General features: G+C 69.7%; 24 protein-coding genes and 1 tRNA gene. 14 read left to right on the forward strand and 11 right to left on the reverse strand.

What is annotated here, in order from left to right; genetic code table 11:
* Position 1: 1 nt before the first annotated feature.
* The gene (locus tag AMYAL_RS0115455) at positions 2-1,474 is read right to left on the reverse strand and encodes a sensor histidine kinase (protein ID WP_026467104.1); all 1,473 of its coding nucleotides are present in this window, start codon (positions 1,472-1,474) and stop codon (positions 2-4) included.
* Positions 1,452-2,201 carry a response regulator transcription factor gene (locus tag AMYAL_RS0115460; RefSeq protein WP_020632211.1) on the reverse strand — a complete coding sequence of 250 codons (750 nt, stop codon included), beginning with the start codon at positions 2,199-2,201 and terminating at the stop codon, positions 1,452-1,454. Before AMYAL_RS0115460 ends, AMYAL_RS0115455 begins: the two co-directional genes overlap by 23 nt.
* Positions 2,202-2,370: 169 nt before the next feature.
* Between AMYAL_RS0115460 and AMYAL_RS0115465 the strand changes: the two genes are divergently transcribed.
* On the forward strand, positions 2,371-3,000 hold the full coding sequence (locus tag AMYAL_RS0115465; RefSeq protein WP_020632212.1) for a hypothetical protein: 630 nt from the start codon (positions 2,371-2,373) through the stop codon (positions 2,998-3,000).
* On the opposite strand, the gene AMYAL_RS45910 is transcribed toward AMYAL_RS0115465, so the two are convergent.
* Entirely contained in the window at positions 2,994-3,992 is a 999-nt protein-coding gene (locus tag AMYAL_RS45910; RefSeq protein ID WP_020632213.1) for an ATP-binding protein, read from the reverse strand. The two genes, AMYAL_RS0115465 and AMYAL_RS45910, sit on opposite strands and share 7 nt — an antisense overlap.
* Positions 3,993-4,118: 126 nt before the next feature.
* Between AMYAL_RS45910 and AMYAL_RS0115475 the strand changes: the two genes are divergently transcribed.
* The 3 genes from AMYAL_RS0115475 (at position 4,119) to AMYAL_RS0115485 (ending at position 6,221) form a co-directional block, all read left to right on the forward strand.
* On the forward strand, positions 4,119-5,294 hold the full coding sequence (locus AMYAL_RS0115475; protein WP_020632214.1) for a sensor histidine kinase: 1,176 nt from the start codon (positions 4,119-4,121) through the stop codon (positions 5,292-5,294).
* Positions 5,291-5,947 carry a response regulator gene (locus AMYAL_RS0115480; RefSeq protein WP_020632215.1) on the forward strand — a complete coding sequence of 219 codons (657 nt, stop codon included), beginning with the start codon at positions 5,291-5,293 and terminating at the stop codon, positions 5,945-5,947. Before AMYAL_RS0115475 ends, AMYAL_RS0115480 begins: the two co-directional genes overlap by 4 nt.
* A gap of 67 nt (positions 5,948-6,014) precedes the next feature.
* Positions 6,015-6,221, forward strand: coding sequence for a hypothetical protein (locus tag AMYAL_RS0115485; protein WP_020632216.1), 207 nt, complete (start codon positions 6,015-6,017; stop codon positions 6,219-6,221).
* A 79-nt stretch (positions 6,222-6,300) separates the two neighbouring features.
* On the opposite strand, the gene AMYAL_RS0115490 is transcribed toward AMYAL_RS0115485, so the two are convergent.
* On the reverse strand, positions 6,301-6,762 hold the full coding sequence (locus AMYAL_RS0115490) for a nitroreductase family deazaflavin-dependent oxidoreductase (RefSeq protein ID WP_020632217.1): 462 nt from the start codon (positions 6,760-6,762) through the stop codon (positions 6,301-6,303).
* A gap of 117 nt (positions 6,763-6,879) precedes the next feature.
* On the opposite strand from AMYAL_RS0115490, the gene AMYAL_RS0115495 reads away from it, so the two are divergent.
* Positions 6,880-7,569 carry a TetR/AcrR family transcriptional regulator gene (locus tag AMYAL_RS0115495; protein WP_026467105.1) on the forward strand — a complete coding sequence of 230 codons (690 nt, stop codon included), beginning with the start codon at positions 6,880-6,882 and terminating at the stop codon, positions 7,567-7,569.
* On the opposite strand, the gene AMYAL_RS0115500 is transcribed toward AMYAL_RS0115495, so the two are convergent.
* Positions 7,553-8,176, reverse strand: a complete 624-nt coding sequence (locus tag AMYAL_RS0115500; protein ID WP_020632219.1) for a TetR/AcrR family transcriptional regulator — start codon at positions 8,174-8,176, stop codon at positions 7,553-7,555. The genes AMYAL_RS0115495 and AMYAL_RS0115500 overlap by 17 nt on opposite strands.
* A gap of 9 nt (positions 8,177-8,185) precedes the next feature.
* Positions 8,186-8,380, reverse strand: a complete 195-nt coding sequence (locus tag AMYAL_RS0115505) for a hypothetical protein (RefSeq protein ID WP_020632220.1) — start codon at positions 8,378-8,380, stop codon at positions 8,186-8,188.
* Between the two features lie 170 nt (positions 8,381-8,550).
* On the opposite strand from AMYAL_RS0115505, the gene AMYAL_RS0115510 reads away from it, so the two are divergent.
* Positions 8,551-10,074 carry a 3-hydroxyacyl-CoA dehydrogenase gene (locus AMYAL_RS0115510; RefSeq protein WP_020632221.1) on the forward strand — a complete coding sequence of 508 codons (1,524 nt, stop codon included), beginning with the start codon at positions 8,551-8,553 and terminating at the stop codon, positions 10,072-10,074.
* A 374-nt stretch (positions 10,075-10,448) separates the two neighbouring features.
* Here AMYAL_RS0115510 and AMYAL_RS0115515 read toward each other — a convergent pair whose 3' ends face one another.
* From AMYAL_RS0115515 to AMYAL_RS0115535, 5 genes are all read right to left on the reverse strand, one after another.
* Entirely contained in the window at positions 10,449-13,268 is a 2,820-nt protein-coding gene (locus AMYAL_RS0115515; protein WP_039793996.1) for a PQQ-dependent sugar dehydrogenase, read from the reverse strand.
* Between the two features lie 85 nt (positions 13,269-13,353).
* The gene (locus tag AMYAL_RS0115520; RefSeq protein WP_020632223.1) at positions 13,354-16,176 is read right to left on the reverse strand and encodes a PQQ-dependent sugar dehydrogenase; all 2,823 of its coding nucleotides are present in this window, start codon (positions 16,174-16,176) and stop codon (positions 13,354-13,356) included.
* A 122-nt stretch (positions 16,177-16,298) separates the two neighbouring features.
* Positions 16,299-16,955, reverse strand: a complete 657-nt coding sequence (locus tag AMYAL_RS0115525) for a L,D-transpeptidase (RefSeq protein WP_020632224.1) — start codon at positions 16,953-16,955, stop codon at positions 16,299-16,301.
* A gap of 94 nt (positions 16,956-17,049) precedes the next feature.
* On the reverse strand, positions 17,050-17,934 hold the full coding sequence (locus AMYAL_RS0115530) for a serine/threonine-protein kinase (RefSeq protein WP_020632225.1): 885 nt from the start codon (positions 17,932-17,934) through the stop codon (positions 17,050-17,052).
* Entirely contained in the window at positions 17,934-19,592 is a 1,659-nt protein-coding gene (locus AMYAL_RS0115535; protein WP_020632226.1) for an N-6 DNA methylase, read from the reverse strand. The genes AMYAL_RS0115530 and AMYAL_RS0115535 overlap by 1 nt, the downstream gene beginning before the upstream one ends.
* Positions 19,593-19,669: 77 nt before the next feature.
* Here AMYAL_RS0115535 and AMYAL_RS0115540 point away from each other — a divergent pair, with 77 nt between their 5' ends.
* The 8 genes from AMYAL_RS0115540 (at position 19,670) to AMYAL_RS50335 (ending at position 25,351) form a co-directional block, all read left to right on the forward strand.
* A complete protein-coding gene (locus tag AMYAL_RS0115540) occupies positions 19,670-20,416 on the forward strand; it encodes a PP2C family protein-serine/threonine phosphatase (protein ID WP_020632227.1) in 747 nt (248 codons plus the stop codon).
* Between the two features lie 72 nt (positions 20,417-20,488).
* Positions 20,489-20,573, forward strand: a tRNA-Ser gene (locus AMYAL_RS0115545).
* A gap of 140 nt (positions 20,574-20,713) precedes the next feature.
* Positions 20,714-20,974 carry a hypothetical protein gene (locus AMYAL_RS0115550; RefSeq protein WP_005167132.1) on the forward strand — a complete coding sequence of 87 codons (261 nt, stop codon included), beginning with the start codon at positions 20,714-20,716 and terminating at the stop codon, positions 20,972-20,974.
* A gap of 2 nt (positions 20,975-20,976) precedes the next feature.
* Positions 20,977-21,222 (forward strand): hypothetical protein, encoded by a 246-nt coding sequence (locus tag AMYAL_RS0115555; RefSeq protein ID WP_016337967.1) that lies wholly within the window; start codon positions 20,977-20,979, stop codon positions 21,220-21,222.
* Positions 21,223-21,237: 15 nt separating this feature from the next.
* A complete protein-coding gene (locus AMYAL_RS0115560; protein WP_020632228.1) occupies positions 21,238-23,979 on the forward strand; it encodes an FtsK/SpoIIIE domain-containing protein in 2,742 nt (913 codons plus the stop codon).
* A complete protein-coding gene (locus AMYAL_RS0115565; RefSeq protein ID WP_020632229.1) occupies positions 23,972-24,343 on the forward strand; it encodes a hypothetical protein in 372 nt (123 codons plus the stop codon). The genes AMYAL_RS0115560 and AMYAL_RS0115565 overlap by 8 nt, the downstream gene beginning before the upstream one ends.
* A 268-nt stretch (positions 24,344-24,611) precedes the next feature.
* Positions 24,612-24,974, forward strand: coding sequence for an LLM class flavin-dependent oxidoreductase (locus AMYAL_RS50330; protein WP_026467107.1), 363 nt, complete (start codon positions 24,612-24,614; stop codon positions 24,972-24,974).
* Positions 24,926-25,351: a hypothetical protein gene (locus AMYAL_RS50335; RefSeq protein ID WP_026467108.1), complete on the forward strand. Its 426-nt coding sequence runs from the start codon at positions 24,926-24,928 to the stop codon at positions 25,349-25,351. Before AMYAL_RS50330 ends, AMYAL_RS50335 begins: the two co-directional genes overlap by 49 nt.
* Positions 25,352-25,477: the final 126 nt, after the last annotated feature.

Here is a 25,477-nt window from a genome sequence, read left to right on the forward strand (position 1 = left end):
ATCAGCCCGCCCGCAGCGCGACCCGGAACTCCGTCCGCCCCGGACGGCTGGTGACCCCGACCTGCCCGCCGTGCGCGGCGACGACGGCCGCGACGATCGCCAGCCCGAGTCCGGTGCTGCCCGCCGCCCGCGACCGCGAATCGTCACCGCGGGCGAAACGTTCGAAGACCTCGGGGAGGATCTCCGCCGGGATTCCCGGCCCACTGTCGACAATGGACAGTGTCGCCATCGAATCCACTATGGACAAGGAAGCGGTGACCTCGGTGCCGTCCGGGGTGTGCGTGCGCGCGTTGCCCAGCAGGTTGATCACCACCTGATGCAGCTGATCCGCGTCGCCGAGGACGGTGATCGGCTCCGGCGGGACCTCCAGCCGCCATTTGTGCCCCGGCCCGGCGACGTGCGCGTCGGCGACGGCGTCCGCGACCAGTCGGGAGAGATCGACCGGCTGGTGCACCACCGGACGGCCGGAATCGAGCCGGGCGAGCAGCAGCAGATCCTCGACGAGGCCGGTCATCCGCGTCGATTCCGACTCCACCCTGCCCATCGCGAACGCGATGTCCGGCGGCACCTCGGAACCGGACCGCCGGGTGAGTTCCGCATAGCCGCGGATGGCCGCGAGCGGGGTCCGGAGTTCGTGGCTGGCGTCCGCGACGAACCGGCGGACCCGGCTTTCACTGGCCTGCCTGGCGGAAAGCGCGTTCGAGATGTGGCCGAGCATGCGGTTGAGCGCGAAGCCGACCTTGCCGACTTCGGTCCGCGGGTCTGTGTCCACTTCGGACACTCGTTCGGACAACGCGACTTCGCCGCGGTCCAGCGGGAGTTCGGCGACCCTGGTCGCGGTGGCGGCCAGCCGGTCGAGGGGTTTCATGGTGCGCCGCACGGTCACCGCGCCGAGCGCGCCCGCCAGCAGGATACCGCCGACGGCCACCCCGCCGAAGATGAAACCCAGGTTCCACAACGTGTCCGTGACGTCCTTGGTGGGCAGACCGGTGATCGCGACCCCGCCACTGGACGTCTGCTTCGCGACCAAGCGGTACTCACCGAGAGACCCGAGATCCACGTCGCGAGGTTCGTTGCCCAGCCCCGACCTCAGCAGGGCGGCGATCTGCGGCTTGCTGATCTCGTCGTGGGGGAACGGTTCGGCGACCTTCGCGTCGTAGCTGGACCGGAGCACGGCGGCGAGCACGCGGCCGTCCGGGAACACGTTCACGAACAGTGAACCGGTGCTCTGCCCGTAGGCGCGCAGGCCCTCGGGAACCCTTTCCCCGCCGGGACGGCCCGGTGGCGGCGGGCGGCTCGCGCGTTCACTGGTCTCGTGGAGCCGCGCGTCGAGCTGGCCGAGCAGGAAGTCCCGCAACGCCAGTTCGGTCACCACGCCCACCACCAGGCAGACGAGCGCGAGCAGCCCAGCGACCTGCGCGATCAACCGCCGCCGCAGGGACCAAGGCCGCCTAACCCGCGGGCTTGAGGACATACCCGGCGCCGCGCATCGTGTGGATCATCGGCTCCCTGTCGGCGTCGATCTTCTTGCGGAGGTAGGAAATGTACAGCTCGACGATGTTGGCCTGGCCGCCGAAGTCGTAGCTCCACACCCGGTCCAGGATCTGCGCCTTCGACAGCACTCGCTTCGGGTTGCGCATGAGGTAGCGCAGCAGTTCGAACTCGGTCGCGGTCAGCGGCACCAGATCGCCGCCGCGGTGCACCTCGCGGCTGTCCTCGTCCAGGGTCAGGTCGCCGACGACCAGCGTCGAACCGCTCGGCCCGGCGACCCCGCCCGCGCGCCGGAGCAGCGCGCGCAACCGCAACGCGACCTCCTCCAGACTGAACGGCTTGGTGACGTAGTCGTCGCCGCCCGCGGTGAGCCCGGCGATCCGGTCCTCCACCGCGTCCTTCGCGGTCAGGAACAGCACCGGCAGGTTGGGCACCTCGGAACGCAGGCGGCGCAGGACGTCCAGGCCGCTCATATCCGGCAGCATGACGTCGAGGACCACCGCGTCCGGCCGGAATTCCCTGGCGACGCGGACGGCCTCGGCGCCGTCGCCCGCGGTGCGGATGTCCCAGCCCTCCATGCGCAGGGCCATCGACACGAGCTCGGACAAGGTCGCCTCGTCGTCGACGACCAGCACCCGCACGGGGCTGCCGTCGGCGCGGCGCAGGCCGGCCTTCGCGGAACCGGACGAAGGGACGCTCACACTGGTCATGGTGCCATCCTGGGCGGCGTCGATGAGCCCTCTCTGTGTCCCGCCTGTGCGTTTCCTGTGAACGATCACCCGGCCGGGCGGGAATCACAGCGCGAACCCACCGACGGCACAGCTTCCGCACAGCGACGGCGCCGAGCATGGCCGCAACCGAGTACACGGAGGCGACCAGATGACCGAACCGACCAAACCCGCCGAACCCCCGGCGGGCGAGACCGCCGCCTGGGGCGCGCCCGCGCCGGCCGGTGAACCGAAGAAGGCCTGGTCGGGCCGCAAGACCGCGATCGCGGCCGGGGTGGCGGTGGTGATCGCCGCCGGTGGCGGGGCCGCGATCTGGGCCGGGACCGCCGCGAACGGCTCCGAACAGGGCCAGATGACGGGCGGACCCGGCGGCGGCCGGATGCTCTTCGGCCCCGGCGGAGGTATGCCGCGTGACGCGCTGCATGGCGATTTCGTCGTCTCCGACGGCAAGGGCGGCTACAGCACCGAACGGATGCAGACCGGCGAGGTCACCGAGATCAGCGCGACGTCGATCAGCCTGACCAGCAAGGACGGCTACAAGCAGGTCTACACGATCGACGCGTCGACCAAGAAGACCGGCGATCCCAAGACCGGTCAGACGGTGACGGTGAACGCCAAGGTCACCGGGAACACCGCGACGGCGACGAGCATCGGCAATCCAGGGCAGAACCAGCGCGGCCAGAACGGTGGCCAGCGGGGTCAGGGCCGGCCAGGCCAGGGTCAGCCAGGACAAGGACAGCTGGGCCAGGACGGGCCGGGCGGACCGCCGCCCGGTTACTGACGCACGGCGTCGAGCAGCGCGGCGGCCGTCTCGGCGGGTTCCTGCCCGGAGGTGTCGAGGACGACGCGGTCGCCGCCGGAGGCACGCATCCGGGCCGCCTCGGTGATCGCGCGGGCGGCCACCCGGTCCCGCACACCGGGTGGCGCGCCGCGGAGTTCGTCACCGGCCAGCAACGCGGATCCGCCCTCGGCCCGGCGCCGGACGCGCTCGGTGAGCGTCGGGTCGTCCGCGTCGAGGTGGACGACGGCGACCTCCTTGAAGACCTGCCTGTGCTCAGGAAGGAATTCCCTGGCGACCACGAGCAGCTGCCGCGCTCCGGCCTCGCGGTAGCCGCTCCAGACGGCCGCGAGATTCGCCGCCTGCACGGCGGGATCCGGGCCAGGGCAAACGAATCCGAGCTGCGCGAGATCGACGTAGGCGACCGGCGTTTCCTCTTGCCACAGCTCCCGCAGCACACTCCACGCGGCCGTCGACTTGCCGACCGCCGTCGGTCCGGTCACCACGGTCACCGGGCCGGGCAGCGGCGCCACGGGATCCGGCGGGCGGACCGGGCCGCCTGCCGCGACGCAGCGGGAGAACAAGGCTTCCACGGTCTCCTCTGGAGACTGCCCTGTCGTGTCCATCGCCTCGCCGAAACCCATGCGGTCGTAGGCGTCCGCGATCGCGAAGAGATCGGGCAGAAGGCTTTCGGGCGAACCACGGCCGAGGAAGCGGCTCCGGAGTTCGTCGCGATCGCAGGTCAGCCGGACGAGCGTGAGCTCGAAGTCGCGGCCCTCGAAGTCCCGCTCGACACCGTTTTCGGGGTCCACGACCCCGGACACGACGAGCTGTCCGGCACCCCAGTGGCGCAGGATCTCCAGTACCCGCAGCAGGTTCGCCGCCTTGATCGCGTGCGAGGCCTCGCCACCGCCCGGTGGCGGGCCGATCAGCCCGAGCTGGTCGATGTCGACGTACGCGACGTTGCCGCCCGCTTCGACGAGACGGCGGTACAACCCCCAGCCGGTGGTCGTTTTCCCCGCCCCGGCGCGCCGGTCGTCCAGAGCACGGGCGCCTTGTTGATCCCCATGGCTTGTGATCTTAGGAACCCCTGTCCAGTGAAATAGGGCAGAGTTGGGTTCGTGCGGGACATCAGTGGGTCGCTGGCGAGACAGGCGTGCGCGGTCGCGGCCGTCTGCCTGGTCGCCGACGCCGGGCTGTTCCTCATCTCCGGGCCGCCGCTCTCGCTGGGCTGGCAGGCGTGGGTGGTGCTGATCGGCGGGATCCTCGCCAACACCGCGCTCGCCGGGCCTTCGCGCTATTCCGGCTGGGTCTCGGCCGCGCACGGCGCGCTGCTCATCGCCGCGCCGCTCCTGCTGTACCCGTTCGACCACTACCTGCAGGCCACCCACGCGGGCGTGCTGATCGCGGGATATCGCGCGGGCGCCTGGCTTTCGACCAAACCGGCGCTGGCGGCGCTGGCCGTGATGATCGCCGGGCTCTTCGCCTGCATCCTCATCCCGGCCGATCGGGGTGACCGGGACTGGCGGCTGGTGCTCATCAACGTCGGCGTGACCGGACTGCTGCCGTGGATGGTCGGCCGCTACACGACCGCCCGGCGCGCGTACATCGCCGACCTCCAGCGCGCGGAGGAACAGCGACAGCAGCACGAAGCCGAAGCGGTGCGCCGCGCGGTCGCCGAAGAGCGCACGACGATCGCCCGCGACCTGCACGACGTGATCTCCCACCACGTCAGCGCGATCGGCGTGCACGCCGGGGCCGCCCGGCTCGGGCTGCCCGAAGGTGAATCCCCCGTGCGGCGTTCGCTCTCGGCCGTCGAATCGTCGAGCCGGTCCGCGATGGCCGATCTGCGGCGCCTGCTGGATCTGTTGCACGGCAAGGAGAACGACGACGCGCAACGACAGCCGGGGCTGGACAACCTCGACGAACTGCTCGACAACCTCCGCACCGCCGGCCTGCCCGTGCGGCTGACCAGCAACGGCGGGCCGCGGGAACTCCCCGGCTCGGTGGACATCGCGCTGTACCGCATCGCGCAGGAAGCGCTGACGAACGCACTCCGGCACGGCTCCGGCGGAACGGTCCGGATCGACCTCACCTACCGGCAGACGGAAATCGTCCTCTCGATCACGAACGAGATCGGCCGCCCGGCCCGGCGCCCGTCGGCCGAGTCGACGAAACGCGGCCTCGCCGGGATCAGGCAGCGGGTCGCGTTGTTCGGCGGGCAGGCGGAATGCGGGCCGCTCGACGACGGGTGGCACTGGCGGGTTCGAGTCGGATTTCCTTTGGAGGCGGAGTGATCCGGGTACTGCTGGCGGACGATCACGCGATGTTCCGGTCCGGGATGCGCGCGGTGCTCGACACCCAGGCGGATTTCGCCTGCGTCGGCGAGGCCGCCGACGGGCGCGAGGCCGTCGCGCAAGCGGCCGCGCTGCGCCCGGACGTCGCCGTACTCGACGTCCGGATGCCCAAATTGGACGGGCTGGCCGCGACCGAGGCGATCATGTCCGCGCCCGGCAACGACACCCGTGTCCTCGTGCTGACGACGTACGACTCCAACGAGTACGTCTACCGCGCGCTGCGGGCGGGCGCGAGCGGGTTCCTGTTGAAGAGCCTCGCCCCCGAAGAACTCGTCTCGGCCATGCGAGTGGCCGCGCGCGGCGACGCGCTGATCGACCCGACGGTGACCCGGCGGCTCGTGTCGACCTTCGCCACCAGCATCGAACCTGCCGCCGCCGAACCGGCGGAACTCGAACGGCTCACCTCACGCGAACGCGAAGTTCTCCTGCTGGTCGCCGGCGCCTCCAGCAACGCGGAGATCGCGACGCGACTGCATGTCGGCGAAGAGACGGTGAAGACCCACGTTTCCCGGATCCTCGCGAAGCTCGGATTGCGGGACAGGGTGCACGCCGTGGTCTACGCCTACCGCAACGGTCTCGTCGGCGGCCGGTGATCGGTTCGCCCGGCCGGGCCGCCGATGCCAGAATCGCCGCAGGGAACGTCGAGGCCGGGAGCCGGATATGAAACGCTGGGTGACGCTCACGATCGGGCTGGTCTTCCTGCTGGTGGGCGGCGTCTGGGTGCTCCAGGGCGCCGGAGTGCTGACAGGCAGCTTCATGACCGGGCAGAAACTGTGGTTCCTGATCGGGCTCGTCGCGTTCCTGGTCGGGGTGGTGCTGGTGGCGGCCACCGCCCGCCGGGCCCCACGGACACCTACCGACGACTGAGGGTCGTGCCCCGAGCGCCACGTTCGAGACGGCGAGCGTCCCGTGCGAGGCGCTGGAGACATGCGGACCGGGCCGGAGGCTAGGCGATCTTGAAGATCGGGTAGCCGGGCGCGATCTCCCGGAGCGTTTCGTCGGAGGCCTTCGCGTCGACACCGTCGAAGAACACCCCGACCTCGAACTTCCAGCGCTTGAGGTAGGCGCGCAGGATCTCGGGCTTCTCGTCGTCGGCGAGTTCGAGGTAGGTGAACGTCTCGGTGCGACGGCCGACGGTGAGCTGTCCCTCCCCCGCGGCACGCAGGTTGCGCACCCACTGCGTGACACCGCGCGGCGCGACCAGATAGCGCTCGCCGTCCAGCTTCAGCAGGTTGACCGGGACCGAGCGCAGCTCGCCGCTCTTGCGACCGCGGATCGAAAGCACCCGGCTGCCCATGATGCTGACGCCGAGCTTCGTCAGTTTGAGAACGCTCTGGTGGAACGCGTTGGTCGCCTTGGCGGGCTTGATGTAGCGGGTGGCGTTGTAGGTACCGGTGGCGGCGGTCATCTCGTCTCCTTGAAGTCCAGGAGAGCAGTGCTCTCTGTTAAGAGCAGTGAACACCAGGGCGGTGCATCGTGTCAAGAGCACTGCTCTCATTTAGGTGCGATGCTCTACAGTGAGAGCATGGCTGCCACCCAGACCGCGCGTGAACGCGCCCGCGCCGAGCTCACCCGCGAGATCAAGGACGAAGCCCGCCGACAGCTCGCCGAAGTCGGCGCGCTCGGCCTTTCGCTCCGCGCCGTCGCGCGGGAGCTGGGCATGGTCTCGTCCGCGCTCTACCGGTACTTCTCCAGCCGCGAGGAGCTGCTGACGGCCCTGATCGTCGACGCCTACAACGCTGTCGGCGAGGCCGCCGAAGCCGCCGACGACCCCGAGAAGGCGTCACTGGAACGGTGGGAGTCGATCTGGCTCGCGGTCCGCGCCTGGGCGAAGGCGCACCCGCACGAGTACGCGCTGATCTACGGCTCGCCGATCCCCGGCTACCAGGCCCCGCAGGACACCGTGGCGCCCGCCGGACGGGTGGCGTTCGCGCTGGTCGCGGTCCTGCGCGACGCGAACCTCCGGGTCGAGACCGAGGTCGGCGAAATGCCCGCCGAGCTCCTTCAGCAGCTCGACGCCGTCACCGGAATCCTCCAGATCACCCTGGCCCCCGAAACGGCTTCCCGGCTGATCATGGCGTGGACCCAGCTGTTCGGGATGATCAACTTCGAGCTGTTCGGCCAGTACGTCGGCTCCGTCGACCCGTCGGACGCCTTCTTCGCGCACGGGATCCGTCAGATGGCGGAGTTCACCGGGATCAGGATGACCGGCTGAGCGCGGTCCACGACCGCATCAGCAACTGGACGGCGTCCACCACGTCCTCGTCGCCGGTCCCCTCCGGGCTGAGGAAGCGCTGCAGCAGGAGACCGTCCTCGAGCGCGTGCAGGATCAACGCGAGGAAGGCCGGGTCGGCGGGCGGTTGCGCGCCCCGCGCGGCGAGTTCGGTCCGGACCGAGGTCTCCAGCAGCGCCCTTGTCGACTTCTCGCCTTCGCCGACGAGCGGCCGCGCCTCGGGATTCCGCAGCGCGTAAAGGGCCAGCTCGGTGCGCAGGGTCAGCCAGCCGTCGAGGTGTTCCGCGCGCTCGACGTTCCAGCCGCGCAGTCTGTCCATCATCTCGGCGAACGAGCCGACACCCTCGCCCAGCGCGGTGACCTCCTCGGCCTCACGCTGGGTCCGGCGGCGCAGCAGTTCGACGACCAGTTCGTGTTTGCCGTCGAAGTTGCCGTAGAAGGCGCCGCGCGTGAAGCCCGCCCGTTCGGCGATCTGCTCGACGGACGTGCCGTTGACCCCTCGTTCGGAGAACAGCTCGGCGGCCGCCGCGAGCAAGCGCTGCCTGGTCTGCTCGCGGCTTTCTTCCCGCGTCAAGCGTTTCGCCGTCACACGTCGATCCTAGAGTTCGCGGCTTTCCTTACGGCCGGTCATCCACACCCCGCCCGCGAGGACGGCGACGGCGACCACCACGGCCAGCGCGGTGAGCGGCCACAACGCCTGGCTGGCGAGGAACGCGGCGACGGCGCCGAAGAGGACGGCGACGAGGAGCAACGGCGTGGTCCGGACGGCTGCGGCGGCGGGGACGGTGGCCATGGGAGGTTTCCCTTCGGGGGTGGTGCGCGGAACACTCGGTTTTCGCGGATGGGACCGCGACGGCTCGGTGGCCTTACGCCGGGCGGGGCACGGATCACCCTTCCGGGCGAGATATCGGCGTGGCGGCTAGCGTCACGCCGGGGACGACATCGAGGGAAAGGCGGCTCGCGGTGGAGAAGTGGGCGAAGCAGGTCGGCAGGATCCGGGTGATCGGAACCGGGGTGATGGGCCGGGGCATCGTCCAGCTCGCCGTGACGGCTGGGCTCGAGGTCGAGCTCGCCGACGCCCGGCCCGAGGCGGTCGGCGAGGCCATCGACCACGTCAGCGCGATGCTCGGCAAGCTCGCTTCGAAGGGCAAGATCACCGAAGAAGCCGCCGAGTCCGCGAAAGGGAGGCTGATCGCCGCCGACGGCCCGCTGGCCCCTGCCGACGGCGTCGACCTCGTCGTCGAAGCGGTCCGCGAGGATCTGGAGATCAAACGCGCGCTGTTCGCCGAACTGGAACGCGTCTGCGGCTCGGACACCGTGTTCGCCACCAACACCAGTTCGCTGTCGGTCACCGAGATCGGGGCCGCGCTGACCGATCCCGGCAGGCTGCTCGGGCTCCACTTCTTCAATCCGGTCCCGCTGATGCGGCTGGTCGAGATCGTGCCCGGCGCACGGACCGCCGCTTGGCTGCCGCCCGCCGTGACCGAACTCGTCCGCGGCTGGGGACACGAACCCGTACTCGCCCGCGACGCCCCCGGTTTCCTGGTCAACCACGCCGGACGGGGGCTGGGCACCGAGGCGCTGCAGATCCTCGCCGAAGGGATCGCGACCCCGGCCGAGGTGGACCGCGTCGCGCGTGACGTGCTCGGCCTGAAACTCGGCCCGTTCGAACTGCTCGACCTCACCGGTCTCGACGTCTCGCACGCGGTACTGGAAAGCATCTGGAGCGGTTTCCACGGCGAACCGCGGCTGCGGCCGTCGTGGCTGACGCGTCCCCGCGTCGCCGCCGGGCTGTTCGGGCGCAAGAACGGCGAGGGCTTCTACCGTTATGTCGACGGGCAACAGCAGGTGGAGCCGGAACCGGCCGCGCCGGAAGCCCCGAACACCCCGGTGTGGGTCGACGACGAACGTCTCGGCACGCTGCTCTCGGCGGCGGGAATCCAGGTCGTGCACTCCGCCTACCCGGACACGGTCCTGATCGTCAGCCCGACCGGAGCGTCCACTGTGGACACCGCGCTCGCCGCGGGCTTCCCGGTGGAACGGGTCGTCGGGGTCGATCCGCTCGGCGGCTACCGGAAACGCCTGACGCTTTCGGTGCACCCCGCGCTCGACCCGGCCGCCGGCCGCATCGCCTGGGGCGCGCTCGCCGCGACCGGGCTGCCGGTGACCGTGGTCCGCGACGGCCCGGCGCCGATCGCGCAGCGGCTGCTGGCGTCGATCGTCAACACCGCCTGCTTCATCGCCGGGCAGCGGCTCGCGACCCCGGAGGACATCGACACCGCCGTCCGGCTCGGCCTCGGCTACCCGCGCGGACCGCTGGCGTGGGGCGAAGAAGCGGGTGCGGACCTCGTGCTGCAGGTCCTGCGGGGGCTCGTCGCGAGCACCGGGGACCAGCGCTACCGCCCGAGCGGCTGGCTCACCGAACGGGTCGCGCTCGGGCTGCCGCTCACTTCGGCGGGCACCTCACCGGCGGATCTGCTCGGCTGAGCAGCGCGAAGGAGGCCTTCACGGCAATGCGAGCCAGTGAACACCGGGGACGCTCTCGGGCTCTGTGACCGAAGCACGTCGCGAAAGCCACTTTCGCGACGTCTGATGTCCCGAAAGTGGCTTTCGCGACACCGGTCACGGGCGAGCCCGGCAGAAGTCCGTGAAGGCCCCCTTGAGGGACCAGCAGGCTGTTGCGAAAGCCACTTTCGCAACCCTCAACGTTGCGAAAGTGGCTTTCGCAACGCGCGTCAGGGCCCGCATGATCGCCGGAAGAGCGGCTGGTACTCAGTCCTCGCCTTACCTCACGGCAAAGGCCGTGAAGGCCCCCTTCCCTACCCTCAAGGTAGCGAAGGAGGCCTTCACGGACTTACCGCTTACCAGGGACGGTCGGTCACCGCGCCGTTGGCGGCGTTCCAGAACACGTACCCGCCCTGGAAGTTGTTCTGCCGCCCACCGGTGACGCCGATTTCGTCGGTGGTCGGGTACTTCAGGTACGACCGCTCCCAGCCGAGCGCGGCCCAGCGCTTGCGGATCTCGCCCCACACACCGTGCGAGTCGGTCGCCATCGACCAGTAGATGGAACCGCCCTTGGTGAAGTGGGTGTACCGGCCGACACCGTCCGGCGTCGCCGCTTCGTCCATGGTCGGGTACCCCATGGGCCCGGATTCCCAGCCGAGCGCTTCCCACCGGGCGCGGATCCGCCCGTAGATCGCCCGCGCGTCCGTCTCGACGGTGTAGTAGATCGAGGCGGCGTTGCTGAAGTGGTTGTAGCGGCCGATCCCGTCCGGCGTGCCCGCCTCGTCGGTGCTCGGGTAGCCCAGCGGCCCCCGCTCCCAGTCGAGCGATGCCCACTTCTGCCGGATCCTGCCGTAGACCGGGTGCGCCCCGGTGTTCACGGTGTAGTAGATCGACGTCTGGAGGACGCCGGGCCAGACCGGGAAGTGGTTGTACCGGCCGACACCGTCCGGAGTGGACTGTTCGTCGGTCGCGGGCGGGCCGAACTTCACGTGCCCACCGGCGGCGAGGTACTTCTTGAGGATCTCGCCCTCGATCTGCTTGACGCCCGTTTCCTTCGACCAGTACAGCCGTCCGCGCTCGTAGGCGCGGAAGCGGACCGTGCCGTCGACGGCTTCGGGGGCCGTCGGCGCGCCGAGTCGTTGCGCCAGCGCGGGTTCGTCGCGGTAGCGCTTGTCGATCGGGGTGATGTAGTTCGCCGTGATCGTCTGGTCGGCAGCGCCCATGGTGATGTTCGTCAGCCGCCCGGTGGCCCCGTTGGACCAGCCGGTGAAGGTCGACGAACCGTCCGAAGCGACCTCGGCCGCCTGGATCTCCACGGTCGCGCCTTCGACCACCATCGCCGAAGCGGCCCCGCCTTCCGGCGTGATGCCGAGCGCCGCGGCGACGTTGCTGGTCAGCGTGAGCCGGTGTTCCTTCGGCTTCGCGACGTAGGTCTTCGAGACCTTGACGCCGGCGCTGTCGGTCGCCGACGCGGTGAACTCCAGGTTGGAGTCCGTGTGGTCGGTGAACGGCATGGTGAATTCGGGACCGGTGGCACCCTGGTCCGGATGCGCGTGGCAGACCGCGTTCTCCGGGCAGTGCCGGACCAGTGTGCTCCAGGTGACCGGGAGGTCGCCGTCCTCGGCGTCGGTGATGGTCGCGCCGACCTTGACCTGCTCGCCGACCGCGAACAAGTGCTCACCGGGGTCGGTCATGGTCAGTTTCGGCGAGTGGTTCCCCGGCGCCACGGCGATTTCCGCGCTCCCGACGGCCTGCAGACCGTCCTTCACCGTCAGCTTCGCGGTGAACTTCTCCAGGCCCGCCGCGTAGGTGTGGCTGACCTTCGCCCCGGTGCCGGTGGTGCCGTCGCCGAAGTCCCACTCGTAGGTCAGCTGATCGCCGTCGAAGTCGTAAGAACCGCTGCCGTCGAAGGAGACCGTGCGGGTTTCGGGGTCCGTCTCGGACGTGCCCACCGCGACCGGCGCCTTGTTCCCGGTGGTGTAGCTGAGCCTTCGCAGCTTGCCGCTGTAGATGTCGGCGTAGACGATGTCGCCGTTGGCCGCGGCCAGGAACTTGACCGGACCGCCGATGCCGGTGAACTTCGGCGGCGTCTCCTGCGGGCGGACGACCCGGCCCTGCGTGTCGTACTTGGCCGTCCACAGCTTTTCGGTGGCGTAGTCGCCGAAGAAGTACGCGCCCCGGTATTCCTCCGGGTACGACTCTCCATTGTAGACAATACCGGCGGTGATGCTGTTGCCGTTGTCGATGCCCGTGCCGTGGCGGACAGCCAGCATCGGCGGGGTGTTCACCGCCGATGCGCACGCCGCCATCGCGGAGAAGCCGTCGGCGGGCTGGTTGCCCTCGAAGCACGGCCAGCCGTGGTCCGCACCCTTCTGGACGAAGTTGATCTCTTCCCAGGTGCCCCAGCCGACGTCGCCGACCACCGGCAGACCGGTGCTGGCGTCGAGGCTGAACCGGAACGGGCTGCGGAAGCCGCTCGCGAAGACCTTGGAGCGCAACGAGTTCGGGGTCGCCGCGGTGTAGTAGGGGTTGTCCGGCAGGCCGGCGCCGTCCGCGGTGACGTGGAAGATCTTGCCGTAGATCTTGTCGAGGTCACGCACATTGAGGGCGAACGGGTCGGCCTGTCCCTGGAAGCGGGAGCTGTCGCCGGTCGAAACCCACACCGTGCCGTCGGGGGCGGCCACGACGCCGGTGATGCCGTGGATGTCGGTGTTCGCGGGCCCCTCGACCAGCACCTTCTCCGCGGTCAGCCCGGTCGGCTGGGCAGTGCCGGACACCGTCCAGCGCGAAGCCCGCAGCGAGATGCCACCGGGGACGTCGATCGCGCGAGCCGTGTAGATCACGCGGGAGGTGGCGTAGTCGGGCGCGATCGCGATCCCGACCAGCCCCAGGTCACCGGTGCTGCGCACGGGCAGGGTGGCGATCTTCTGCGCCTGGCCGGTGGTGGACACCCAGCTGACATTGCCCTGCTTCCCGGTGGTCAGCATCGAGCCGTCGGGCAGGTAGGCGAAGTCGGTCAGGTCGAGCGGGTCCTGTCCGCTCGGCTGATCACGCAGGACGAAGCCGGGCGGCAGGACGGGCGCCGCGGACGCCACTGTGGACGTCAACGGCACCAGCAAGGTCACTATCAGCAGCGTCACGAGGGCGTGACAGAGCGCACGGAATCTCGAAGGCACGTAAGCCCCTTTCCCCAGTCGAACGTCTCATCGACAGGGTCAAGCTGGGCATTTCACACTTTCGAGTGCCTTTATCGAACTGTGATCACCACCGTCGGTCGATCACCTGGCCCGTGCTTCGGTTCCAGGTGACGTAGCCGCCCTGGAAGCTGTTCTGGCGTCCGATGAGGATGGTGAACTCGTCCGTCGTCGGGTAGCGCAGGTACGACCGCTCCCAGCCGAGCGCGGCCCAGCGCTGCCGGATCGCCCCGTAGATCGCGTGCGAGTCGGTCGACGGCGTCCAGTAGACCGAGCCCGCCTTCGTGAAGTGGTTGAACCGGCCGGCACCGTCCGGAGTGGAGGTCTCGTCCGTCGTGGGATAGCCGAGCGGACCCGTCTCCCAGCCGAGCGCCTCCCATCGGACGCGGATCCGGCCCCAGATCGCGTGCGCGTCGGTCTGCACCGTGTAGTAGATCGACGCGTTCTTGCTGAAGTGGTTGAACCGGCCCGCACCGTCCGGAGTGGAGGTCTCGTCCGTCGTGGGATAGCCGAGCGGACCCGTCTCCCAGCCCAGCGCCTCCCATTTGACCCGGATCCGCCCGTACACCGGATGCGCGCCGGTCGACGGCGTCCAGTAGATCGAGGACCGCAGGGTGCCCGGCCAGTCCGGGAAGTGGTTGAAGCGGCCGGTCCCGTCCGGGGTGGCGGTCTCGTCGGTCGCGGGTGGACCGAACTTCCGGTGCCCGCCGAGGCCGAGATACTTCGCCAGGATCTGGCCCTCGATCTCCTTCACGCCGGTCTCGGTGCTCCAGTAGAGCCTGCCGTTCGTGTACGGCCGGTAGCGCACGGTCCCGTCGGTGACCTCCGGCCCGGTCGGCGCGCCGAGCCGTTGCCGCAGCGCGGGTTCGTCGCGGTAGCGCTTGTCGATCGGGGTGAGGTAGTTCGCGGCCATGGTCAGGTCGTGCGCCGGGACGGTGATGGTCACCGTGCGCGAGGTCCGCCCGTCGGACCAGTTCGCGAACGTCGAAGCACCGTCCGCGGCGATCTCCTCCGCCACGACCTCGAACGTCGCGCCCTCGGTCACCATCGCGGTGCCGACCCCGCCCTCCGCCGGGATGCCCAGCGCCGCGGGAACGTTCGAGGTCAACGTCAGCCGGTGCTCACGCGGCATGGCGACATAGGTCCGGCTCGACGTCACCCCGGCACTGTCGGTCACGCTCGCGGTGATCTCGACCCGTGAGTCCTGATGGTCGGTGAAGGGCGTCGTGAGCACCGGGCCGCTGCCCGGCGGACCGGGATGCGCGTGACAGGTCGCCTCTTCCGGGCAGTGCCGGATCAGCGTGGTCCAGCCGACCGGCAGGACACCGTCCTCGGCGTCGGTCGCCACCGCGCCGACGACGACCGGTTCCCCGACCGCGAAGGTCCGCGAGCCGGGATCCGTCAGCACCAGCTCCGGCGAGTGGTTTCCCGGCACCACGACGACGTCCGTGCCGTCGGAGGCGCCGAGCCGGTCGGTGACGGTGAGGCGCGCTGTCGCCCGTGTGACTCCGGTCCCGTAGGCATGGCTCACCCGGACGCCGGCCTGGCTCGTGCCGTCGCCGAAGTCCCACTGGTAGGTCAGCGGATCGCCGTCGAAGTCGTAGGAGCCGGTGCCGTCGAAGGTCACCGTCCTGGTCGACGGGTCGGTGCTCGACGTCGCCACCGCGACCGGTTCCGCGTTCGTCCCCGGATAACTGAGCCGCCGCAGGTTCCCGGTGTGGATGTCCGCGTACACGATGTCGCCGTTCGCCGCGGCCGCGAACTTGACCGGGCCGCCCACCCCGGTGAACTTCGGCGGCCGTTGCGGCGGCTGGACGAGCCTGCCCTGGCTGTCGTAGGTCATCGTCCAGATCTTCTGCGTGACGTAGTCGCCGAAGAAGAACGCGCCCCGGTATTCGTCCGGATAGGACGATCCACTGTAGACGATCCCGGCGGTGACGCTGTTTCCTTCGTCGGCGCCGGAACCGTGGTGGTAGGCGGTGATCGGCGGCGTGTTGACGACACCCGCACACCCCGCGAGCCCGGAGTACCCCGGTGTCGGGGCGTTCCCTTCCCAGCAGGGCCAGGCGTGGTTCGCCCCCGGCTTCACGACGTCCACCTCTTCCCAGGTGTTCCAGCCGACGTCACCGACCACCGGCAGGCCGAGGCGCGGATCGAGGGAGAACCGGAACGGGCTGCGGTACCCGCTGGAGAAGACCTTGGAGCGGTTCGAATCCGGTGCCGACACGGAGTAGTACGGGTTTCCGGGGACACCGGCGCCGTCCGGGGTGACGTGCAGGATCTTGCCGTAGAGCTGATCGAGGTCGAGAGAGCGCAACGCGCCCGGATCCATCCTGGTGAAGTCGGCGGCGTCGCCGATGGAGATCCACAACGTCCCGTCGGCCGCCGCGACAAGTCCCGTGACGCCGTGGACGTCGTAGAAACCGGGGAGATCGACGAGCACCCGTTCGTTCGCGAGGCCGGTCGGGACGTCCGTGCCGGTCACCGTCCAGCGCGCCACCCGCATGGTGAACGCGCCGCCGCTCGTGTCGAACGACCGCGCGAGATAGATCTGGCGCGACGTGGCGAAATCCGGGGCGACGGCGAGGCCGACCAGGCCGAGGTCACCGCCGGCGTGGACGGGCAGGGTCGCCAGCGTCCGTGCCTGACCGGTCACGGGCACCCAGGCGACCTTGCCGCTCTTGCCGGTGCTGAGCACGGAACCGTCCGGCAGGTAAGCGAAATCGGTCAGGTCGAAGGCGGCCTGACCGCTCGGCTGGTCACGCAGGACGAAGCCGGACGGCAGAGTGGGCACCCCGGTCGCTTCCGGAGCGCCCACCCATCCAGGGAGAAGCAGGAGAGAAATCGACAGTGCGGCGAAGGTGTGAGTGAGTGCCCGGCTCCTGGTCATCGGCGCTTCCCCGGTTTCGACGTGTCATGGCACGTCGCCGGGGAAGCCCGCGTTATTGCCGCCAGGAGCTTTCATTTATCTCAAAGCAATCGAACCGCAATGATCGTCACGCGGCGGAGCGATCAGGCCACGACCTGCACAACGTCGCCGCTCTGCAGGGTCGTGAAGTACTTCTGCGAAGCCGCCGCGGACAGGTGGACGCAGCCGTGCGAGTACACCGAGAGGCTGCCGGTGTGGAAGGCGATCCCCGGCAGGAAGAACACCGAGTTCGGCATCGGCGCGTCGAACTCCTTGGAGTGGTAGTTCTTGACCTTGCCCGTGACGTGGAAGACGCCGGTCGGGGTGACGTGCCCCTTCTTGCCGGGCAGCTGCTTGACCGGGCCGTAGATGACCTTGCCGTCCTGCAGCAGCCACGTCTTCAGCGCGGAGAGGTCCACGCAGGCGCTCACCCCCGGCGAGGCCAGCGCGGCCTTGCACGGTACGTCGGTGGCGTTCGCGGCGGGCTTGACTTCCGGTTTCGGCGTGGGCTTCGGCGTCGGCTTGGGCTTCGAGGGTGTCGGCTTCGGCGATGAGCTGCTGCTGCTCGAGGGCTGGGACGACGTGGTCGGCGCGGCGGACGAGGAGGTCGGAACCGGCGCGGACGTGGTCGTGGTCCCGCCAGCCGGGTCGCCCTGCGCGACGGCGCCGCCACCGGGCGCGCCACCGCCGGAGTTGCCGGAACACGCGGTCAGCACCAGTGCCGTGGCCAGTGCGGTCACCCCCACCAGGAACTTCTTCACAACCCTTACCCCCGATTGTCCGTGGTCCGTCTGACATGGGTAAAGACGGAACTCACCGGTCCGGGGTTGTTGATCGGAAGGTCACGATCACATCTCAGGGCACGCGGCCGACGACCCGCGCGTACATCCGGCCCGGATTGGCGCCTTCGTCCAGATACCCCGGCAGCGGCGGCAAGTCCCGCGCGAACACGGCCAGCCTGCCGAACAGTTCGTCCGCGTCGGCGGGGCGTCGTTCCGGATCTTTCTCCAGCAGATCCGCGAGGAGCGCGTTCAGTCCGTCCGGGACACCGTCCACTTCGGCCGGGCTGTCCTTGACCTGCTTCTCGAACACCGCGTACGCCGTCGGACCGGTGAACAGCTGCCTGCCGGTCAGCATTTCGTGCAGGACACAGCCCAGCGCGTACAGATCGCTGCGCGGTCCGGCGATGCCGCGCTGGATCTGCTCGGGCGCCATGTACGCGGGGGTGCCCAGGATCTGCCCGGCACGGGTGAACTGGGCGACGTCGGTCTCGCGCAGCATCGCGAGCCCGAAGTCGAGCACCTTCACGCTGCCGTCGGGACACAGCATCAGGTTGGTGGGCTTGAGATCGCGGTGACAGATGGAAAGCGCGTGCGCGGCGGACAGCACGGCGCAGGCCTGTGCCGCGATCGCGGCCGCCCACGGCACCGGCAGCGGCCCGTGTTCGGCGGCGAGATCGGCGACGGTCACGCCCTCGATGAACTGCATGACCTGGTACAACCGCTCGTCGTAGGTGCCGAAGTCGTACAACGTCGGCGCGCCCGCGTGTTCCAGGGTGGCGAGGATCCGCGCCTCGCGGATGAAACGCTGTTCGAGTTCGGCGTCCGGGCCACCGGGAAGCCCGAGGAACTTCACCGCGACGCGGCGGCCGAGGTGCCGGTCGTGGCCCGCGTAGACCGCGCCCATCCCACCGCGGCCGAGCGGCAGCTCGTCGAGTTCGTAACGGTCCGCGATCAGCACTAGTTCTCCGGCTTGAGCTGTCCTTCGGTGAGTCCCGCCAAGCCTAGTCTCACCAGCTCCAGGCCCGATTCCGCCGCCTCGCGCAGGGCGTCCTCGAAGGCGGCGAGCCGGGTGAACGCCTCCCCGTGGGCCCGCTGGGCTTCGATCGGCAGGCGCGGGATCCGGGTGCGCCTGAGGTCGATCCTGGTCGACGAGGTCGGTGCCAGCGCCCCGGCCGCGCGCAGGCAGCCGGCGAGGAACGCGGCGTCCAGCCGTTCGGGATCGACGCGGTACTTGGACATCGTCGGCTCCGCCGCGAACGAAGCTCCATTGTGGACATACGCGGGCACGGCGGGCGACGCCAGGACGTCCCCCTCCTCCACCGTTTCCGGCACCGTGAGGACACCGGACTTCAGCAGCTCTCCGATCGTGGTGAACGCGGCCTTCCCGCCGGACACCGCCAGTGACGGCAGTTCCGGCCGGATCCCCTCGAAATGCCGCCGCACTTCGAGGAAGGCCTCGCCCGCGTGTTCGTTTCGTGCCTGGTACCGGGCCGGGGAAAGGTCGATCTCCTCGTCGAGCAGGTCGATGATCCGGACCGCGCCCGGCACCTCGGCGCCGCGCAGGTGGTCCCGCCACTGTTCCTCCACGGTGGACGGATCGGCCAGCAGGAGCAGTCGGGACGGCGGCCGCTCACCGGGTTCCGGCCGCCGCAGCAGCCAGAGATCCGCCCCGCCGACCGTCACCACCGCGCGCAAGGCCCCGGCCCGCAACAGGTTCCCGCGGATCCGCCGTCCGGTCCGGCGCCCGGCGGCGGCGGGCGGCATGCGGATCGCGACCAGCCCGCCGGGTTTCACATGCGCGAGACAATGCTGAACCCAGGCCAGTTCCGGTTCGCCGCGCGGCGGCTGGCCGTACTCCCAGCGCGGGTCGCCGACGAGTTCGTCGTAGCCCCACTCCCGCTCGTTGAACGGCGGATCGCAGACGACGGCGTCCGCGAGGAGCCCCTCGAAGGAGTCCGACAAGAGGGCGCCCGCGCCGTACATCTCCATGTCCGCGCCCGCGAGCAGCAGCCGGTGCGCGGCGATGCACGAGGTCGTCATGTCGTCGACCTGGCCGAGCAGCCGGGTCCCGCCGGAGGCGAGGAGCAGGGTCCCGAGCCCGCACGCGGGATCGAGGACGACGCCGGGATCGGGACCGATGAGCCTGGCCATCAAGGCGGCCACCGGCTCCGGGGTGACGGACAGCTGACGGGAGTGCGCCTCGACATAGCGTTCGCACAGGAACTCGAGAGCCTCGCGCGCGCCCCGTTCCCCGGCGAAGCGGTCCAGCAGTTCGAGCAGCTCGGCGTCGTCGTATCGGGGCGAGAAGGTCCATTCCTCGGCACCTCGCCGCGACAGGAAGGTGGCCACCCGGCCGACCCGGTCGCCGAGCGACAGGTCGTCGCCGAGGTTCCGCAGCCGCTGCCAGACTCGGTCACCGAGCGATATTTCGAACGGTTTGCCGCGCTCACGCAGCCAGTTTTCGACGCCGACCAGGGAAAAGAGGGGGCTCGACGCCGTCCCGCCGACGGGCGGCGGAAAATCTCCGTAACGTCGACGCCAGTTGCTCACGGCGGCGCGGCCGACACCGGCGATCCGGGCGATGTCCGCCGCGCTCACGGCGGCTTGCTCCTCCATCGCCGTATCGTAGCCGACAGTTGACCTTTCCAGCCCTATGTTTGTGAACTCAGTACACAACTGCTTTACTGGGGACCATGAGGTACACCCTTCGGTACGCCGCCGGCTCGGACATCGGGCAGCGTCGCCAGGTCAACCAGGACTCGGTCTACGCCAGCGCGAGGATGCTGGCGGTCGCCGACGGCATCGGCGGCCAGCCGCACGGCGAGGTGGCCAGCGCCGAGGCGGTGGGCGTCCTGTCCCGGCTCGACCTGGATCTCCGCGGTTTCGACCTCGCGGAGGTCGACCTGTTCGAGGTGCTCTCCGGCGGCCTTCGCGCCATCGACGACCGGCTGGCCGCGACGGCCGAGGAACAGCCCGAGACCCACGGCATGGGCACCACTCTGACGGCCCTGCTGTTCGACGGCGCGCACTTCACCGCCGTCCACATCGGCGACTCCAAGGGATACCTCCTCCGCGACGGCACGCTTCAGCGCTTCACCCGCGACCACACCCTCGCGCAGGCCCTCGCGGACGACGGGCGCATCGACCCCTCAGAGGTCGAGGGACACCCTCGCGGCTCACTTCTGATGAAGGCCCTTCTGAGCACCGGAAGCGGCGAAGCGGACATCTGGGCCTTCGACGCCGCCCCCGGCGACCGTCTTCTCCTGTGCTCGGATGGGTTGACGGCAACGGTTGTCGAAACCGTTATCAAGGACGTCCTCGGCGCCTTCCAGGACCCCGCCGAGACCGTCCCGAGGCTGATCGACCTGGCCAACGAAGGCGGCGGACCGGACAACATCACCTGCGTCGTCGCCGACGTGCTCGCCCCCTCGCCCGCATGAGCCCTACCAGCCGGAAAGCCAGGTCAGACCCGCCTTCGAAGGGGCGAACGGGCATCCGGTAAAGTTCCCCACGGAGGATTGGCCGAGCGGCCTAAGGCGCACGCTTGGAAAGCGTGTTGGGTTCACGCCCTCGCAGGTTCGAATCCTGTATCCTCCGCCCTCGGCAAGGCCCCGGACGTCTCGATGTCCGGGGCCTTGTTGATTACTTCGCAGGACCTTCACTTAACAGAGTCAGATGATCACGCTAAGTTTAAGTGTGGTCGTTCCAGCCCCCGACGTCCCAAGGAGTCCGCCAAAATGGCCGGAGTCGAAGAGATCCGCGCTGGTATCGCGCTCGCGAACGAGAAGGCATCCGCGAGTATCGCCGCACTTCAGCAGGCAGCGCAGTCTCTCGAAGAAGCCCAGCTTTCCCTTTCACAGGCCACCCAAGGCAGCACCCAGCACGAGGTGAGCCAGGCGCACGGGCTTCTCGCCGAAGCCCTGCAGGGCATCACCGGAATGCAGAGCACCATCCAGGCCGGCATCTCGTCGGCCGAGTCGTACTCGACCCGCCTCTGACGATGTACCTCGAAGAGCTGCACCAGCTGCTGACGGCCGTCCAAACCGGCCTCGCCGACGGCCGTGCCCATGCCGAGCGGGCCAGGAGCCTGCTGGAGGAGTCCCGGCGCGCCATCGTGGAGCCGCAGGCCCAAGCCGTCCCTTGGGTGCCTCCACAGCTGGCACAGGCCGACGAGGGAATGGAGAACCTCCTGACGCGCCTCTCCGCCGCTGACGACCTGGTCAGCGGTTACCAATCACGCCTCTGAGATCGGCGAGCCGGTATGGGCAGCAAAGCGAGTGAACAGCGCAATCGCGTCACCACGGCGCTGGATCGGGTCCGGCACCAGATCGGGCTCGTCCTCGGCGCCGCCGCCGGAACCCGCCAAGCGGCCGAGGCGGAACTGGCCAAACTGGAACTCGAACAGCACATAGTCCGGGTGGGGATGAACAACTCCACCTCGGAGCAGTACGCCGAATGGGCGCGGCATCCCGCCTCGACCGAGGTGTTCGGCCTGCTCTCCAGCGTGCGCGGCCAGTTCTACGCGGAGTGGGAAGCGGGCCCGAACGCGTTGCGGGAGCTCGTCGCGCACAACGCGCCGGGCCCCGCGAGCCAGCAGCCGGGCAACTGGCTCGGGCGGGTCGGCGGGAATCCCGGCATCACCGCGCCGGGGCTGTGGCGGGTCGGGTCGGCGACCGTGCCGGGCACGGACGTCCCGCGCACGTTCGACGTCGCGATGCCCCTGCTCGACGAGTCCCATCTGTTCATCACGTCGGCGCCGAAGACCAGAACCGCGGTGGACGGCATCGTGCAGAACCTGCTGATGCGGGTCCTGAGCACGTTCGAACCCGGCGCGGTGCGCATCCACCTGTGGGACGTCGGGCAGCTGACCGCGATCCTGCCCGACCTCTACCCGCTGAGCCGCACGAGCGCGCTCACCCTGTACGACCCAGGGCGGCTCGAAGACCTCCTCGACGAACTGGCCGGGCACATCCGCCGCATCCACGCGACCGGGATGCAGGCGGGGCACACGTCGCTGCGGGAGATCCGGCGGGCGAGCGGCCAGCGCGTCGAGCCCTTCCGCGTCGCGGTGCTCTACGGCAACGGGGAGACCCTCGAACCGGAGCGCGCCCGCGAACTGAAACGCGTCGCCACCGGGGCGCTGGCCGCCGGGATCTGCCTGATCCTGATCGACGTGCCGACCATGCTGTCGACGTCGGTGGAAACCTTGAGCCTGCTCGACGACCGCCGCGCGATCAGCAGCATGACCGGCCCCGACCTCACCGTCGACCTCGATCCGCCGATGCCGTCCGGGCAGGTCATCCGGGCCGCCGGGCGGATCGCCGAGGCCCTGATCGCCAAACAGGGCGGGCCCCGCGCGTTCGCCGACCTCCTGCCCACCGAACTGGGCAAGGAGAGTTCGGCGCGGGAACTGCGGGCGCCGGTCGGGTTCTTCGAGGGCGAGGCGGTGGAGGTCGTCATCGGCGACGCCAGCCCGCACGTGCTCATCGGCGGGCCGAGCGGTTCGGGGAAGACGAACTTCCTGTATTCGCTGCTCGGCAGCTTCGCCGCGCGGTACTCGCCGGACGAGCTCGCGCTGTACCTGCTGGACTTCAAGGAGGGCGTGTCGTTCGCCGGGCTCGCGCCGGGGCGGCGGGACGCCAGCTGGCTGCCGCACGCCAAGCTCATCGGGGTCAACGTCAACACCGACCGCGAGTTCGGCCTGGCGCTGCTGCGCTACCTCGCCGACGAGCTGCGCCGCCGGTCGGCCGCGGCGAAACTGCACGAGGTCACCAACCTCGCGGACCTGCGCGAACAGGACCCCGGCGGGCACTGGCCGCGGATCGTCGCGGTGATCGACGAATTCCAGTACCTGTTCGCCGGCCGCGACGGCGTCACGGCGACGGCGACCCAGCTGCTGGAGGACATCGCGCGGCGAGGCCGGTCGCAGGGCATCCATCTGGTGCTGGCGAGCCAGGACGTCGCCGGGATCGAGGCGTTCTGGGGCAAACCCGCCGTATTCGAGCAGTGCACACTGCGGATCGCGATGCCGAAGGCGCGGCGCGTGCTGTCCGAGACCAACAACGCGGCCGTTTCGGCGCCGAAGTGGCACGCGGTGATCAACCACGATTCCGGGGTGGCGCACGGGAACCAGCTGGCCCACGTACCGGACGCGAGCAGCAAGGACGTCTTCAACAAGCTGCAGCACCGGCTCTGGGAGCGGTACTCGGAGTCGTTCAAACGGCCCCGGCTGTTCGACGGCGCGCATTTCCCGGTGCTGGAACAGTTCCCCGCCTTCACCGACCTGAAGCTGACGAGCAAGCCGCGCGCGCTGCTCGGCCAGTCCATCGACGTCGACGAGGCCGCCTGCGGGGTCGACCTGCCGAAGGCGCCGGGACGGAACATCGCCGTCCTCGGCGCGGCCACCGCGGAGGCACTGTCCATCATGGACTCCGCCGCGCGATCCCTGGCGAAACAGCACGCTGAGGGGTCGGTGGATTTCGTGCTGTCGTGCCCCATCGACGCGTCGGTCCCGGCGGTGCAAGAACTGGCCGAGCGACTGGAGGCGGAAGGACACCGCGCGGAACTGGTCGACGATCTGCCCGGCCGGGTAATCGATATCGCGGAGAACCTGTCCTCTTTGGACAGGGCGCAGGTGCTGCTGCTGTACGGCGTCGACGCGTCGATCCCCGCCTTGGAGGCCAAGGCGCCAGGACAGCTCAAGAGCGGCCTGGACCAGCTGCGGGTGCTGCTGAAGCAGGGGCCGACGCACGGCGTCCACACCATCGGCTGGTGGCGCAGCATCGCGCGGCTGAAGGACACGCTCGGTTTCGCGGGCACGGACGACATCGGCACCTGGGCGGCTTTGGACGTCCAGGGCAACGAGCTGTCACCGTTCGCCGCCGGACAGGTCGTGCACTGGTCGCCGCGGCCGGGGCGGGCCCTGTTCTTCGACCGCACCACCCACGGCGCCCCTGAGGTGATCATCCCGTTCCAGCGTCCGGAAGGGCTTCTCGATGGATGACGGCACCACCGCGGCCATGCGGTACAAGGAGATCGTCGGCCTCGCCCGCGCCTCGGCGGAGAACCTCCGGAGCTGGGAGATCGCCCGCGCGGACGACCTGGAGGCCCGGCTCGCCGAGGCACACCAGGCCGTCGCGGACGCCGCCGAACGCGAGCAGCGCGCCGCCGAGCGGGCTTCCCGGTGGTGGAAGATGGCGCAGCACAACGTCGAAGGCCTGACCTGGCTGCCGGATGGCGAAGACCCGCAGCCGGTGCCGACCGCGCGAGCCGCGTACCTGGAGAAGTACCTGGAAGAGGTCAAACCGGGCTACCAGGAACTCGTGAAAGCCGTCCTTTCCCTGGGGTGGCGCGCGAAACGCTCCTAGTTCGCTCCGGGCGAAGGGCTTCCAGGACCGGACGCGGGCACGATGGTGGTCATGACCACCAGACCGTTCCGCTTCGGCGTCGTCGCCGCGGTGAACCCGGAACTCGGGTCGTTCACCGACCTCGCGCGCCGGGCGGAGTCCTTCGGCTACCACACGATGCTGGTCCCGGACCCGATCGGCGGACTCGACCCGCTCGCCGTGCTTCCGGCCGGTTTCGCGGCGACCTCGGAACTGCGCTTCGGCACGTTCGTGCTGGCCGACGCCTTCCGTGACCGATACCAGCTGGACTGGCAGCCTGCACACCCTGTCCGGCGGCCGGTTCGAACTCGGCATCGGCACCGGGCGGCCGGGAGCGGAGACCGTCGCCGCCGGACTGAAACGCCCGTTCGGTACCGGCTCCCAGCGGCTCGCCGAACTCGCCGCGACGGTGGACCAGCTGACCGTCGCACGGGACCGGCCGCCCCTGCTGATCAGCGGAGCGGGCCCCAAGGTGCTGGATCTCGCGGCCAGGAAGGCCGACATCATCTCGCCCGCCCTGCCGCCGCTGAGCGACGCCGCCGTCGCCAGTCCATTGTGGACCTCGTGCGCAGCTCGGCGGGAGACCGCTTCGGCGACATCGAGCTGGGTTTGAATCTGCTGGCGATCGGCGCCGAGCCCACCCCGTGGATGCGGCAGGCGCTCGGCGTCGACGCACCCGACCTCGCCGCCGCCGGCGCGGTCACCGTACTGCCCGGCGATCCCGCCGAAGCGGCCGACGTGCTGCGTTCCCGGCGGGAGACGCTGAGCCTCTCGTACGTGAAGATCAACGCTCGGCCCTCGACGCCTTCGCTCCGGCGGTCGCCGAACTCCGCGGCACCTGAAAGTACGCCTGAAGTCCGTGAAGGCCTCCTTGAGGGACCAGTATTTGCTTACCCATTGGTGCGGTTGGCGGTCGGGTGTGGAGGATTTGGGACGTTCAACGTCCTGAATCTTCCACGCTCGGTCTCGTTGATGAGGGATTTGGGATAGTGAGCGTCTCAATCCTTCACAGGCGGGCTCTGGTCGACGGGGGAGGATTCCGGCCGTTGAACGTCCGGAATCCTCCCCCGTCGGGTTGTCTGCCACAGGCATGGCAGGCACGACCTTGATCAACGG

The sequence above is a fragment of the Amycolatopsis alba DSM 44262 genome (assembly GCF_000384215.1).
Taxonomy (GTDB): domain Bacteria; phylum Actinomycetota; class Actinomycetes; order Mycobacteriales; family Pseudonocardiaceae; genus Amycolatopsis; species Amycolatopsis alba.

What these genes read in the sequence shown, in the direction of transcription:
- AMYAL_RS0115485 (WP_020632216.1), top strand. Translation starts at nt 6,015, where the DNA reads ATGAAACGCTGGGTGACGCTCACGATCGGGCTGGTCTTCCTGCTGGTG.
- AMYAL_RS0115505 (WP_020632220.1), bottom strand. Translation starts at nt 8,380, where the DNA reads ATGGCCACCGTCCCCGCCGCCGCAGCCGTCCGGACCACGCCGTTGCTC.
- AMYAL_RS0115495 (WP_026467105.1), top strand. Translation starts at nt 6,880, where the DNA reads ATGGCTGCCACCCAGACCGCGCGTGAACGCGCCCGCGCCGAGCTCACC.
- AMYAL_RS0115465 (WP_020632212.1), top strand. Translation starts at nt 2,371, where the DNA reads ATGACCGAACCGACCAAACCCGCCGAACCCCCGGCGGGCGAGACCGCC.
- AMYAL_RS0115560 (WP_020632228.1), top strand. Translation starts at nt 21,238, where the DNA reads ATGGGCAGCAAAGCGAGTGAACAGCGCAATCGCGTCACCACGGCGCTG.
- AMYAL_RS0115535 (WP_020632226.1), bottom strand. Translation starts at nt 19,592, where the DNA reads ATGGAGGAGCAAGCCGCCGTGAGCGCGGCGGACATCGCCCGGATCGCC.
- AMYAL_RS0115550 (WP_005167132.1), top strand. Translation starts at nt 20,714, where the DNA reads ATGGCCGGAGTCGAAGAGATCCGCGCTGGTATCGCGCTCGCGAACGAG.
- AMYAL_RS0115520 (WP_020632223.1), bottom strand. Translation starts at nt 16,176, where the DNA reads ATGACCAGGAGCCGGGCACTCACTCACACCTTCGCCGCACTGTCGATT.
- AMYAL_RS0115555 (WP_016337967.1), top strand. Translation starts at nt 20,977, where the DNA reads ATGTACCTCGAAGAGCTGCACCAGCTGCTGACGGCCGTCCAAACCGGC.
- AMYAL_RS0115455 (WP_026467104.1), bottom strand. Translation starts at nt 1,474, where the DNA reads ATGTCCTCAAGCCCGCGGGTTAGGCGGCCTTGGTCCCTGCGGCGGCGG.
- AMYAL_RS0115565 (WP_020632229.1), top strand. Translation starts at nt 23,972, where the DNA reads ATGGATGACGGCACCACCGCGGCCATGCGGTACAAGGAGATCGTCGGC.
- AMYAL_RS0115540 (WP_020632227.1), top strand. Translation starts at nt 19,670, where the DNA reads ATGAGGTACACCCTTCGGTACGCCGCCGGCTCGGACATCGGGCAGCGT.
- AMYAL_RS0115460 (WP_020632211.1), bottom strand. Translation starts at nt 2,201, where the DNA reads ATGACCAGTGTGAGCGTCCCTTCGTCCGGTTCCGCGAAGGCCGGCCTG.
- AMYAL_RS0115490 (WP_020632217.1), bottom strand. Translation starts at nt 6,762, where the DNA reads ATGACCGCCGCCACCGGTACCTACAACGCCACCCGCTACATCAAGCCC.